Raw genomic sequence first — 12,849 nt, forward strand, 5'->3', positions numbered from 1 at the left:
TGTTTCGGTGGTTATAGCGTCAGGGAAACGCCCGGTCCCATTCCGAACCCGGAAGCTAAGCCTGACAGCGCCGATGGTACTGCAACCGAAGGGTTGTGGGAGAGTAGGACACCGCCGGACTAACATTGAAGTAAAGGGTCCAGGCCCCGGTCGAGAACCACGAGTTCTCCCGGGGCCTGAACCCTTTTTCATGTCTGCCTCGCCAAGTGGTAGCAAAGGTCCCTTGCTCCCCCGCTCGTCGCTCAGCAGGTGGGCCGGACGACCGCGCGCCTGCGCACAGGAGACGAGAAGACCAGGGAAGTCGTCGTCTCCCCATAGCGCTGCATCCGCTCTACGAGTTCCTCCAACTCCGCGGTGTTCCGGCAGGCGACTCGCACCAGCCAGCATTCGTCACCCGTCACGTGATCGGCGTCGAGAACTTGGGGAAGCGGGAGGATGGTTTCGCGGAAGCGAGCCGTGTCCAAACTCCGCACCTTCGCCCGAACCACCGCCTCGATCGGTAACCCGAGCTTCGCCACGTCGACGTTGGCCGAGTATCCGGTGATGATCCCCTTCTTCTCGAGCCGACGAACCCGCTCGGTCACCGCGGGCGCGGACAGCGACACGCGTCGACCGAGTTCCGAGAAGGTCAGCCGGCCGTCGGACTGGAGTAGTTCGAGTAGCTGCCAGTCGAGATCGTCGAGGTTCACAGAACTCCAGGTTGATCGTCGTGTCCACCAGGAAACTCCAGGCTAGACGCCGGCAAGGCCTGGATTGTCCGATGTTGTGGATGATCACTGGTCAGCAGGATTGAGGCATGACGACCGAACCCCGTGTACTCATGTTCCCGCCCTTGGACAGCGCGACGGCCGCCGCCCACCTGCGCGCCGAGCTCGCTCTCGAGGTAGACCCGGATGACCTGGTCCGTGACCTCACCTCTGGTACTCAGCAGGAGTACATGATCGTCGAAACTCGAGCTCCCGAAGCCTTCGCGTCAGCTCGCATCCCCGGTGCGATCAATCTCCCCTACCGGGAGATGACGCCCGAGTCGGTCCGCGAGTTGGACCGTGACCTCGTCTACGTCTGCTACTGCGAGAGCATCCACTGCAACGCCGCGACCAAGGGAGCACTGAAACTCGCGGAGCTCGGCTTCAAGGTGAAGCGCCTGTCCGGCGGCATCACCGCCTGGCAAGCAGCCGGCTACCCCGTTGACCGGGACGCCTCGGTACCAGCTACCGCCCCGACGGCCACTCCCCGCTGCGCCTGCTGACCAAGGAAGCAGGGGACCTTTGCTACCGCGATCCCTCGAGCGATAGCAAAGGTCCCCTGCTCTCCCGGCGGTCGTAGGCTGGGGACGTGACCGCTCTCAAGTTGCTCGTCATCCAGCCGGATGCATCAGACCCGATCGGCCCTCTCGGTGACTGGCTCACCGAGGCGGGAGCCGAGCTTGACATCAGGTTGCTGCCCGATCAGACGCTTCCCCTCGATCTTGATGGGTACGCGGGCGTCGTATGCCTCGGCGGGGGGATGGGCGCCAATGATGACGGCGATCATCCGTGGCTGGCGGACGTACGGAAGCTTCTTTCGAGGGCCGCGGGCGCGCGCATCCCGACCCTCGCGATTTGCCTCGGCGGACAGCTCCTGGCGGTGGCCTTGGGCGGCAGCGTCGCCACAGGCGATCAAGGGCCTGAGGTCGGCCCAGGTCTTGTGTCCAAGAAGGACGCTGCTTGGACCGATCCGCTCTTTGCGGACTTGCCGCTCATGCAGGACGTCCTGCAGTTTCACAACGACGCGATCACTCGGCTGCCCGTAGGCGCCGAGCTTCTCGCCTCCTCGCCGCGGTATGCCTGCCAGGCCTTCCGATTCGACCGTTGTGCCTACGGTGTCCAGTTCCATATCGAGACGACGCCGGAAGTGGTCCTCGACTGGGCGGGGCAGTCGCCGGAAATGGCAGAACTCACCCGGCCGGACGTACTGACCCCGGAAAATCTCGCTCGGGTGCATGCCGACATCACCGAAACCTGGCGGCCGTTCGCCCATCGCTTCGTCCGACTGGTGTCCGGTGACCTCGCCCCGGCTGCGCAACGTCAACGTACATTGCCGATGGCTTAACGGCCCATGTCTCAAATGCGTATGGGTTATTAACACTCAGGTCATGCCGTCAGGTACCTTGCGAAGGGAATTTCGAAGGGTTCGGAGGTCGGGGTGGAGCCCTCAGTGTTGGTCGTGCTCGTCGTCGTCACGGCCCTAATTTTCGATTTCACGAACGGGTTCCACGACACGGCCAACTCGATGGCGACGTCGATCGCCACCGGGGCGTTGCGCCCCAAGGTCGCGGTGACGATCTCCGCGGTCCTGAACCTGGTCGGCGCCTTCCTGTCGGTCGAGGTGGCCAAGACCATCTCCAACGGACTGGTCGACGACTCCAAGATCGGGCCGGCGATCGTCTTCGGCGGCCTGGTGGGGGCGATCGTGTGGAACCTGATCACGTGGTTCGTCGGACTGCCGTCCAGCTCGTCCCACGCGCTGTTCGGCGGGCTCATCGGTGCCACGTGGGTATCGGCCGGAACGGACTCCGTCCATTTCGGAAAGATCGTCGAAAAGGTGCTGGTCCCGGCGGCGCTGTCACCGGTCTTGGCCGGCCTCGTCGCGATGATCGTGACGTACTTCGTCTACCGGATCTTCGTTCGCCGCGGCCGCACCGCCGGCTTCCGGGTCGGCCAGATCATTTCGGCCTCGCTGGTCTCGCTTGCCCACGGCACGAACGACGCGCAGAAGACCATGGGCGTCATCACACTGACGATGATCACCGCCGGAACCCTCCCCGCCGGGGCGGGGCCGCCGCTCTGGGTGATCGTCAGCGCGGCGCTGGCGCTCGCGCTCGGCACGTACCTGGGTGGCTGGCGTATCACCTTCACTCTGGGTAAAGGCCTGACGGATATCGATGGCCCGCAGGGCTTCGCCGCGCAGACCAGCTCGGCGGCGGTCATTCTCGCCTCGACGAATTTCGGCTTCCCGCTTTCGACGACCCATGTGTGCTCCGGCGGCATCGTCGGCTCCGGGGTGGGCAGGAACGAATCACCGGTTCGCTGGCGCACGGCCGGCCGCATGGTGACCGCCTGGCTGTTCACCCTGCCCGCCGCTGCCATCGTCGGTGCCGCGGCCGGCCTCGTGACCTCGACAGGCACGGTGGGCACGATCGCTGTCGGTGTCGCGGGCCTGGCGATCGGCATCGGGATCTACCTCCTTTCACGGCGGAGCCCGGTCAACGCGGGCAGCTTCGCCGGCCCAGCCCCGACAGTTCCTGAACAGGAAGTGGGCAGGATCGCCGCTTAGGAGAGCAAGGGACCTTTGCTACCGCTTCCACGTGCGGTAGCAAAGGTCCCTTGCTCCCGTGCGCGTCCGTCTGGTCTCGGGCGTAAGGGCGACTACGGTGGAAGCCGATGGTTGAGCGCGCCAGGCCGACCGCTTCCGTGGCGAGATACGGCTTCACCGATCCCCGTGCCGACGGGCAGCTGCGTGCTGCCGGTTGGTGGACCGAATCAGGCCCGGACGGCTCCGCCGCTGACGTGTTGTCGGCACTTTCCCGTGCGGCGGATCCCGATCTCGCCCTGAGCGGACTGGACCGGATCAGGGAAGCCGACCCCGGCACCTGGAATGAGCTCGACCAGGCGCTCCGTACCCACCGCACCTTCCGGGGCCGGTTACTCGGCGTTCTGGGCACTTCGAGCGCGCTCGCGGACTTCCTGGTCGCGAACACCGACTGCTGGAAGACCCTCCAGGGCGAGAAGAACATTGCCCCAGATCAGTATGTGAACAGTCTGCTCGATCACTTGCGACCGGACGGTGAGCTGCTCACAGGCCTCGAGTCGGAGCAAGCACTTCGCACCGGCTACCGCGAACTGCTGCTCGGAATCGCTGCGGCAGACCTCGGGCATCTCGTCGAACCTGGTCTCCGCCAGCCGCCCTATGCCGAAATCGGGGCCCAGCTCACGACGCTGGCCGAGGCCGCGCTCCAGGTTGGGTTGCTGGTCGCGGAGGCCGAGGTGGGTGCCGCTGCCGAAGGGCACCTGGCCGTGATCGCGATGGGCAAATGTGGCGGTCGAGAGCTGAACTATGTGAGCGACGTGGATGTCATCTTCGTCGGAGATGGAGACCTTTCGGCCGCCACGCGGCTGGCCAGCACGATGATGCGCGTGGTCGGCAAGGCATGTTTCGAGGTCGATGCGGCGTTGCGTCCGGAGGGCAAGGCGGGCGCCTTGGTCCGAACCCTCGACGGTCATGCCGCCTACTATCAGAAGTGGGCTAAGACCTGGGAGTTCCAGGCCCTGCTCAAAGCGAGGCCGGTCGCAGGCGATGCCGAGCTCGGACGTCAGTACGCGGAGATGGTCGCACCAAAGGTGTGGGCAGCGGCCGATCGGGAGAATTTCGTTCCCGAGGTGCAGAAGATGCGGCGCCGCGTCGAAGGCCATGTGCCGTCCGCACACGCCGAACGTGAGCTGAAGCTGGGGCGCGGTGGCCTTCGCGACGTCGAGTTCGCCGTGCAGTTGCTGCAACTGGTCCACGGCCGGATCGACGCCGAGCTGCGTTCCCCGTCCACGATGGACGCACTCGCTGCCCTGGGGGACGGCGGGTATGTCGGGCGCAAGGACGCTGCGGAGCTAGCAACGTCCTACGAGTTCCTCCGGACCATCGAGCACCGGCTCCAGCTTCGCCGACTACGGCGTACGCACTTGTTCCCTGCTGCTTCGGACGTCGGCGAGTTGCGAACGATCGCGAGGGCGAGCGGCGTGCGGTCGGCCCGGGGCAGAAGTGAAGAGGACGTGTTGGTGGCGGAGTTTCGCCGCCATCTGCAGAGCATCCGGCGTCTTCACGAGAAACTCTTCTACCGACCGCTGCTGCAATCGGTCGCGAATGTGCCGACCGAAGCGCTACGGCTGACTACGAAACAAGCCGAGAGCCGCCTCGCCGCGCTCGGTTACGCCGCGCCTGACGGGGCCTTGCAGCACATCAAGGCGCTGACCGCGGGAATGTCCCGCCGGGCGGCCATCCAGCAAGCTCTGCTGCCGGTCTTGTTGGACCTTCTCGCTGATACCCCGGACCCTGACCGTGGACTCCTGTCCTACCGGAAAGTCTCGGAAGCACTCGAAGAAACGCCTTGGTATCTCAGGGTTCTTCGTGACGAGGGCGCCGTCGTCGAGCGGCTCGCATTTCTCCTCGGCACGTCACGTCTGGTTCCGGACCTGTTGGCTCGAGCGCCGGAAGTACTGCAGTTGCTCGGTGATCCAGCGAGGCTGGCCGGCCGTACTCCGGCGGAGGTAGCCACTTCGCTGCGAGCCGCCGTGCGGCGTCAACCGGGGTTGCATGCCGCGGTCGCGGCCGCGAGATCGTTGCGCCGGCACGAGATGCTCCGGATCGCGTCGGCGGATTTGCTGGGGTTGCTCGAGGTCCCAGCCGTCTGCGACGCGCTGTCCAGCGTGTGGGTCGCCGTGCTTCAAGGTGCCTTGGCGGCCGCTTTTCGCCAGCGCCAGACCGAGCTCGGCCAGACTCCCGCGAAAATCGCTGTCATCGGTATGGGGCGGTTGGGCGGGGCCGAACTCGGCTACGGTTCCGACGCTGACGTTCTCTTCGTGTGCGAGCCCGCCGAGGGCGTGTCGGACTCCGAAGCAGCGAAGTTCGCTTCATCCGTCGCCGAGACGGTTCGCAAGATCCTCGGCGCCCCCAGCCCTGACCCGGCACTGATCGTCGACGCCGATCTTCGCCCGGAGGGGCGAAGCGGCCCGTTGGTGCGAACCCTCGAGTCTTATCGCAGTTACTACGGGCGGTGGGCGGAGGTCTGGGAATCACAGGCGCTGCTCCGGGCTCGGTTCATTGCCGGTGACGACGACCTCGGTGCGCGGTTCATCGAGATGATCGACCCCATTCGCTACCCGGAGGCAGGCCTCGACGCGGTTCGCGTGCGGGAGATCAGGCGGATCAAGGCGCGCGTGGAAACGGAACGGATGCCCAAGGGCGCCGACCCGACCCGGCACACGAAACTCGGCCGTGGAGGGCTCGCCGACGTCGAATGGACCGTGCAGCTCATGCAACTGCGTCACGGTCACCAGATCAAGGGGCTCCGGACCACCTCGACGATCGAGGCACTGAAGGCCGCAGCAGAGGCGGGGCTCGCCGAGCCTGCCGAGGTCGAGTCCCTGACCGAGGCCTGGTTGCTGGCGACGCGCGTCCGTAACGCCGGGATGCTGGTTCGCGGTAAGGCGGTCGACGAGATTCCCAGCTCTGGTCGTGACCTCGCCGCTGTCGCGCGAGTGCTCGGCTACTCGGCCGATGACGATCCAGGTGAGTTCCTCGACGCCTACCGACGGACGACGCGACGTGCCCATGCGATCGTGGAGAGCCTTTTCTACCAGGGCTGACCGCTCTGACCTGCGGTTAGGGAGCAAGGGACCTTTGCTGTCGCTTGCGCGGGTTGGAGGAGACGGCAGCAAAGGTCCCTTGCTCACACTCGGCGTCGCGGACGGTGAGTGGCGCTTACAGTGGACCGGTGACTGTGCGCGAGCCATTTCGCACCCGGATCAAGGTGCGTCATTACGAGCTGGACACCCTCGGCCATCTCAACCACGCCGTCTACCACTCGTACGGCGAGGTCTCCAGACTTGAGCTGATGGAGCTCGCAGGTGGGCTCAACTCAGGCATGCGCGATGCGAATCTTGCCTTCGTGCTGCTCGAATCCCACATCGTCTTCCGACGCGAGCTTCGGGCAGGCGATGTCGTCGACGTGACCTGCGACGCCAAGTTCGGTACCGGCAAGACCTTCCACATGGACTCGAACATCTACAAGGTCGACGGCACCCTCTCCGCGGAGATCACGTGCACGCTGGGCTTGATGGATCTCGAGCGACGCAAACTTGTGGACGATCCGCGTGGCCGTATCGAGCGAGCTGGCGTCGACCTCAAGGTTCTTTCGACTTCGGAGTAGCCGTACTGGCCTGGCCGAACAAGAAACGCCGGTGATGAGGGCGCTTCCGCACCTCACCACCGGCGTGCTCTTGGTGTTTCCTACCGCACGATCACACGTCGTAGTAGCGCGCAGCTGATTCGCTGACCTGCATCTTTGCTGGCGGCACCGTACTTGACCTGGTGGTTTGTGGTTGTTGTCAGTGTTGCGGTCAATATTTTTCAACGCATGACGACTTGGGCCCAGGGTTCCACTGGCGCTGTTGCTGGATACTTACTGTGAGCTGTCATCATGCGTGTGTCGGCGTCGCGTGAAACGGCATCATTGTCGAAGGGCAACGGGACCCGCTCGGTGAAAGTAGGGAGTGCCCAACGTGGAGGACTGGGCGGAGTCCGCCCTCGTTACCGGGCTCAGAGGATGCCGATCAAGTCCATCGCGCGTCAGCTCGGGATCGGCCGCAACACCGTCCGTGGTGCGCTGGCCTCCAACGAACCACCGAAGTACCAGCAGCTGACCAAGAGATCGATCGTGTACGCGGTCGAGCCGCAGATCCGGCAGATGCTGGTGCAGTGGCCGACTGTGCCGACGACGGTGACCGCAGAACGGATCAGTTGGACCGGGTTCGGGCAGCTCGGCCGGCCGCCGATGCTGGTCGTGGGGGCGCCGTCCCGCCAGAGCCTGGACCTGCGGGCCGGAAACCGCGTCGCACCGATGTCAGCGAACCAAGCGATGCGGGTATGCCACGTCAGAGGATGAACCATGGCATACCCGGTGTCCGCTGGCAGATCTTGATCAAAGCTCCGCGTTTGCCCTTCCTCGCCGGGCCGAACCCCGGTAGTCAATCCTGAGGATTTACCCCCCAGTTACGCCCCTACGATCTGGAGCAGGTTCTCGAAGGTGTCGACCACGTCATAGGTGACGTTCTCAGTGCCTGCCTTCTCGTTGAGCGATCTGAAGAACTTCCGAGCGCACTCGATCTTTGCTTCCTCGATTCTCCTTAGCTGGAGCGTGGACATCGTGCCCTTGGTCTCGGCGACGAAGTAGACATGCTTGACCTTGTTCTCGCGGAAGGCAATCGCCCAGTCCGGGTTGTAGTCGCCGACCGGGGTTGGGATGAAGAATCCGCGCGGCAGCTTGGAGTAGACGACAACCTCGTCGCTGACGTCGAGCTTTTTGACGAACAACCGCTCACCCTTCGAGTCGGTGACCACGTACTCGTAGACGCTCTTCTTGAGCTTGTCGCCGGCCTTCGACAGGTCTTGCGCGGTCTGATTCTCGGTGAAGATCGAGGAGTCGTAGCGGCCTTCGAGCGGGTCGTAACTGAGGTGCTCGACGATCACCGTGGCCTTCTGCTCGTTGATGAGCCGGGCGGCCTCGGTGATGAACTGCTCGGGGTTCTGCTTGAACTTCGCGAACGTGCCGGGGTTGATGCCCGTAAGGATTGCCGCGCAGGTCTGGCGGGTGAGCTGGGTCTTCTCCGCGATTTCCCCGAGCAGGTCGTATTTCACCGTGGAGCCCGCCGAGACGGCGGAGTGCTCGACCTTCGTCTCCGACACCTTGAACCCGGTCCCTGCTTCGAGCTGCTCGACTTCAAGTCCCACGACCTGCTTGCCGGCCTCGACCAGGTACTGCATGACTGTCACGTTGAGCGACTTGTCGAGCGTGTGGATGCAGTTCTTGATCAGCTCGGCGGAGTCGAACTCGACCTGGTAGACGGACTTGTGGTTGATGCGGCTCCACAGCTCTTGGAACTCGCGCTTCTTGAAGTTCGCTTCGTTGAACGGGATCTTCTTCGGCTTGCGGCCGTCGGCCGGCTTGGGCACGTCGAGGTACAGCGCATCGACGAGTGGCCACACGAAGTCGATGACCGGCTTGAGCACTTCGGCCATGGGGGCGGCGAGTGTTCCGTCGGCGCGGGCGTCCCTGTACGCCTGCGTCACCAGGCCATCGTCGTCGATGTAGTCGTTACGGATCAGGTGGTTGTAGAGCGCCTGCGCGAGCGACTTCTCCAGCACGCTGGTGGAGCCGTCGGCGAGCTTGATTTGCTTACCGATGAAGTAGTCGACTGTCGCCTTGCGCGGGCGGGCCGACAGCGACTCGATGATCTCCTTCTGCAGGGCGGTGACGAAGTCGGTGTAGGACTCGTCGGTGACGACGGTGAGCTCGTTGATTTCGTGGACGATGACAGGATTGTCCATCCGCTCGCCGTGCTGGTCGACCGACAGACGCAGGCCCCGGCCGATCTCCTGTCGCCGCGTGGTGGTGTTGTCGCTCTTCTTGAGCATGCCCATGACGAACACGTTGGGGTTGTCCCAGCCCTCGCGCAGCGCCGAGTGCGACCAGATGAATCGCACCGGCTCCTCGAACGACAGAAGCCGTTCCTTGTCCTTGAGGATCAGGTCGTAGGCATCGACGTCGTCCGACTGACCTGCGAAGTCGCCACGCGCGGCGATCTTGCCGTCGATTGAGTGGCCGGTCTTCTTGTCGATCGAGAAGTAGCCCTCGTGCGTCGACCGCACCGGGATCGCCTCGACATGCGCGCGGTATCGCTCGGCGGCCTCGTCGAAGTCGAGCTGGCCCAGGTAGTCAGCGAGCACCGCCTCGTACTCCTCCTCGAACACGCGGGCGTACTCGCCCAGCGTGTCCACGTTGTCGTAGTCACGGTATTTGACGACCTCGTCGATAAAGAACAGCGACAGTGCCTTGATGCCTTGCGCGAACAGTTCGCGCTCTTTATCGAGGTGGGCGCGGATGACTTCCCGGATCTGAATCCGGCGCTTCACGTCGTCGGTCACGTCTTGGGTGATCTCGCCGGCACCGATGAGGTCACCGTTGCTTAGCTCGACGATGTCGCGGTTCGCATCGACATCCCTGATGAACAGGCCCCTGTACGCCTCGATGCCGCCGGAGATGTCGTGCAGATTCATGCCCTGGCTCAGCCGCTTCACCTGCCGCCTGATGCCCTGGGCGGTCTGCACCTCCAGCTCGATCCGAGCCTTCGGGAAGTCCGTACCTTTGCCGACCTCCAGCCCGTCCACATACAGGTAGGCGGTGCTGCCGGCCAGGTGCCTGACCTTGATGCCGCGCACCGCGATCTTCTTCACCAGCTTCTGGTTGTACGCGTCCACGGCGTCCAGGCGGTGTACCTTGGTGCGCTCGATCTTGTGGGTCGCCGAGTAACGCAAAGCGAACAGCGCCTTGAACAACCCGAGCGCCTCCAGCGATTTCGACGGCTTCTTCCCATCGCCCTCGATCTTCTGCGGCTCATCGATGATCAGAATCGGACGGTTCGCCGCGATCACGTCGATTGGCCTTCGCGACTGGAAGTCGTCGAGCACCTCGTAGATGCGGCGGGCGTCCTTGCCGGTGGCGTTGAACGCCTGGATGTTGATGATCATCACCTGCACGCCCGAGTCGGAGGAGAATCGCTCCAGCTCGTGCAGCCGCGAGGAATTGTAGACGAACGTGCGAGGCTTGGTGCCGTAGAGCTGCTGGAAGTGCTCGGCAGTGATGTCGAAGGACTTCTTCACGCCCTCGCGGATCGCAATCGACGGCACGACCACGATGTACTTCGACCACCCGTACCGCTTGTGCAGCTCCATGATCGTCTTGATGTACACGTAAGTCTTGCCCGTACCGGTTTCCATCTCGACGTCGAGATTGATCGGGGCCGCTGACCTCTTGACGGGGTCCTTGAGGTCTTTCGACTGCTCCAGCCCGCGCGCCTGTTGCACTCGGTGCACGTTCGTCAGTAGTTGTGGGGGCGTCAGAGCGATCTCCGCGTTGCGCAGACCGGCGTCGTCCAGCAAGGTTTGTGCAGCGTCCTTGCCGGGGTCGATGCGGTACTTCACGCCGTCGGCGTACGGCTGCCCGGTGAACACGTCGACAACGGCATCGACGGCCTCGGTCTGGTACTGCTGGACCTTGAACTGGAGCTTCATCGGGTCAGATCGCCCTTACCTCTGTCTCAGGTGACACCTCGCGGAAGATCTGCTCGGCGTTGATGCGTGCGGCGTCGGTCGCGAAGCCCGCATCCAGGAACACGGCGCGCAGCGGATGCCGCGCCGCGATTGCCCTTACGACCACGTCGGTCACTTCGTCGGCAAAGCACGCGATCAGAGCGCCATCGGCGACCGACAGCACTCGCCGGGCACCAACGTCCTCGACCGTGATCGGCTCGGCGACGTCGAGCCCCCAGTCGAGCAGCACCTGGAAGAGCAGGTCTTCGTCGGTGCGGCCGGGCTTCACGCTGCCGATCGCCTCGATGAGCGCGTTCTGCACCAAGTCATCGGCGGTCGCGAGCGTGTCAGCCATGCTGGTCGTGGCAACGTGCAGCGACCGAAATCCGACATCGAGGTCGGCACTCAGCAGCCCGCCCCCCTGCTTCACTTGTGCGCCGGCGCGGCGTAGGCGCTCCCGGGCGATGTCGGCGATGGAGTTGTAGTCCGGGTGGTCAACTGCCTCGTCGAGCTGGACGAGGATGTATCGGCGATGCCCGCCATCGGCTGCATTGAGGTCCATGACGGCGTGGCCAGTCGAACCGGAGCCGGCAAAGAAATCGAGGACGACGGCGTCCTTAGCCCCACCGGTGACGAGACGGAGCCATCGCGCAAGGACGCGCCGGTCCTTGGGGTTCTCGAAGACGATCTCGCCCATGAGGTTGCGCATGTCGGTGCTAGCGGCCTTGCGATCCTGCTCGAACACCGAGATCGCGACCTGCTCGCTCGTCTCGTCAAGGAAACGAATCCCCCGGGGGATCGCGGTCTCGTCCGGCCCGAACCAGATCTGCCCTCCCGCGATCCGGCGATCCATCTCGTCCTTCTGATAGCGCCAGCCGGTTTTCGGAAGCGTTACCGGCTTTCCCGTCTTCGGATGGAGAACCTGGTATGTGGGCCCGCCCCGGCCCGGCCACGTGATGTCGTGGTATGTGTTCATCGGTCGGCCGGTCCCGGACTGAAGCTGGTCGTACCGCGCCACTGAATCGGTGATTTCACCGGCGGCCTTTTTGCTCTTGAGCCAGGCCTTCCACTGGACGGACGCGACGTCGTCGCTCGGACGAGTCGACCAAATCGAGGCGGCTTTCGCCAGCGCCGTGTCGAGACCTACCTTGGGCTCGCGCCACCGCACTCCAAGTTCGCCGAGTCGCGTCGCATTCTTCGCGTAGATCAGCATGTAGTCCGCGCCGTTGGAGACGTATCGGGAGTCATTCTTGCGCCCGCTCTGCCAGACGACGTTTGAGATGAAGTTCTCGGCTCCGAAGACCTGATCAAGGAGCAGGCGGAGATTCGCATGCTCGTTGTCGCCGATCGCGGCGATCATGATCCCGTCGTCCGTCAGCAGACCACGCGCCAGCTTCAGCCGGGAGTACATCATGCTCAGCCAGTCGGAGTGGAAACGACCGTTGGCCTCGGTGTTCGCGATGAGGCGGTCGCCGGTCTCAGACTTTTGGCCCGAGCGGGCGAGGTAGTCGGCGCTCGACTCGGCGAAGTCGTCGTCGTAGACGAAGTCGTTGCCCGTGTTGTACGGGGGGTCGATGTAGATCACATTGATCTTGCCGAGGTAGGACTCCTGGAGCAGCTTGAGTGCTTCAAGGTTGTCACCCTCGATAAAAAGGTTCCGGGTCGTGTCGAAGTCGACCGACTCGTCGCGGACGGGGCGCAAGGTCTTGGCGATCGGCGCGTTGGCCGCGAAGGCGGCGGCGCGCTTGCCTGGCCAGTCGAGCTGGTAGCGCTCCTGTGGGCCTTCGATAATGTGGTCGGATAGCTCCTGGCGCAGCAGATCGAAGTCGACGGCGCGCACCGGCTCGCCATTGGAGTCGATAGTCTCGGTGACGACCGTGGGGAACAGCTCGGCGATGGCGTCGATGCTGCGCTGGGTGAGGTCTGGCGAGTGCATCTTGAGCTTATCCACTG

General features: G+C 64.1%; 9 protein-coding genes and 1 rRNA gene. 7 read left to right on the plus strand and 3 right to left on the minus strand.

The genetic code is table 11. The annotated features are described in order from the left end of the window. Positions 1 to 3: 3 nt before the first annotated feature. A 5S ribosomal RNA gene (gene rrf, locus ACLJQ7_RS41305) occupies positions 4 to 120 on the plus strand. 122 nt (positions 121 to 242) lie between these two features. Here the strand turns inward: rrf and ACLJQ7_RS41310 are convergent. After that, on the minus strand, positions 243 to 689 hold the full coding sequence (locus tag ACLJQ7_RS41310; RefSeq protein ID WP_410653640.1) for an Lrp/AsnC family transcriptional regulator: 447 nt from the start codon (positions 687 to 689) through the stop codon (positions 243 to 245). 107 nt (positions 690 to 796) lie between these two features. Here ACLJQ7_RS41310 and ACLJQ7_RS41315 point away from each other — a divergent pair, with 107 nt between their 5' ends. The 6 genes from ACLJQ7_RS41315 to ACLJQ7_RS41340 all read left to right on the plus strand — a co-directional run bounded on the left by ACLJQ7_RS41315 (position 797) and on the right by ACLJQ7_RS41340 (position 7,693). Further along, positions 797 to 1,249 (plus strand): rhodanese-like domain-containing protein, encoded by a 453-nt coding sequence (locus ACLJQ7_RS41315; RefSeq protein ID WP_410653641.1) that lies wholly within the window; start codon positions 797 to 799, stop codon positions 1,247 to 1,249. A gap of 86 nt (positions 1,250 to 1,335) precedes the next feature. Continuing rightward, a complete protein-coding gene (locus ACLJQ7_RS41320; protein WP_410653642.1) occupies positions 1,336 to 2,091 on the plus strand; it encodes a type 1 glutamine amidotransferase in 756 nt (251 codons plus the stop codon). A 93-nt stretch (positions 2,092 to 2,184) separates the two neighbouring features. Further along, positions 2,185 to 3,315 (plus strand): anion permease, encoded by a 1,131-nt coding sequence (locus tag ACLJQ7_RS41325; RefSeq protein WP_410653643.1) that lies wholly within the window; start codon positions 2,185 to 2,187, stop codon positions 3,313 to 3,315. 107 nt (positions 3,316 to 3,422) lie between these two features. Continuing rightward, positions 3,423 to 6,395, plus strand: coding sequence for a bifunctional [glutamine synthetase] adenylyltransferase/[glutamine synthetase]-adenylyl-L-tyrosine phosphorylase (locus ACLJQ7_RS41330; RefSeq protein WP_410653644.1), 2,973 nt, complete (start codon positions 3,423 to 3,425; stop codon positions 6,393 to 6,395). A gap of 128 nt (positions 6,396 to 6,523) precedes the next feature. Continuing rightward, entirely contained in the window at positions 6,524 to 6,958 is a 435-nt protein-coding gene (locus ACLJQ7_RS41335; protein ID WP_020633826.1) for an acyl-CoA thioesterase, read from the plus strand. A 396-nt stretch (positions 6,959 to 7,354) separates the two neighbouring features. Next, positions 7,355 to 7,693, plus strand: coding sequence for a hypothetical protein (locus ACLJQ7_RS41340; protein ID WP_410653645.1), 339 nt, complete (start codon positions 7,355 to 7,357; stop codon positions 7,691 to 7,693). 107 nt (positions 7,694 to 7,800) lie between these two features. Here ACLJQ7_RS41340 and ACLJQ7_RS41345 read toward each other — a convergent pair whose 3' ends face one another. Both ACLJQ7_RS41345 and ACLJQ7_RS41350 read right to left on the minus strand, forming a co-directional pair. Then, a complete protein-coding gene (locus ACLJQ7_RS41345; RefSeq protein WP_410653646.1) occupies positions 7,801 to 10,878 on the minus strand; it encodes a type III restriction-modification system endonuclease in 3,078 nt (1,025 codons plus the stop codon). Between the two features lie 4 nt (positions 10,879 to 10,882). Further along, positions 10,883 to 12,847, minus strand: a complete 1,965-nt coding sequence (locus ACLJQ7_RS41350) for a site-specific DNA-methyltransferase (RefSeq protein ID WP_410653647.1) — start codon at positions 12,845 to 12,847, stop codon at positions 10,883 to 10,885. Between the last annotated feature and the right edge of the window lie 2 nt (positions 12,848 to 12,849).

The organism is Amycolatopsis sp. cmx-4-54 (assembly GCF_046548895.1).
GTDB lineage: Bacteria > Actinomycetota > Actinomycetes > Mycobacteriales > Pseudonocardiaceae > Amycolatopsis.

What these genes read in the sequence shown, in the direction of transcription:
- ACLJQ7_RS41315 (WP_410653641.1), top strand. Translation starts at nt 797, where the DNA reads ATGACGACCGAACCCCGTGTACTCATGTTCCCGCCCTTGGACAGCGCG.
- ACLJQ7_RS41330 (WP_410653644.1), top strand. Translation starts at nt 3,423, where the DNA reads ATGGTTGAGCGCGCCAGGCCGACCGCTTCCGTGGCGAGATACGGCTTC.
- ACLJQ7_RS41340 (WP_410653645.1), top strand. Translation starts at nt 7,355, where the DNA reads ATGCCGATCAAGTCCATCGCGCGTCAGCTCGGGATCGGCCGCAACACC.
- ACLJQ7_RS41345 (WP_410653646.1), bottom strand. Translation starts at nt 10,878, where the DNA reads ATGAAGCTCCAGTTCAAGGTCCAGCAGTACCAGACCGAGGCCGTCGAT.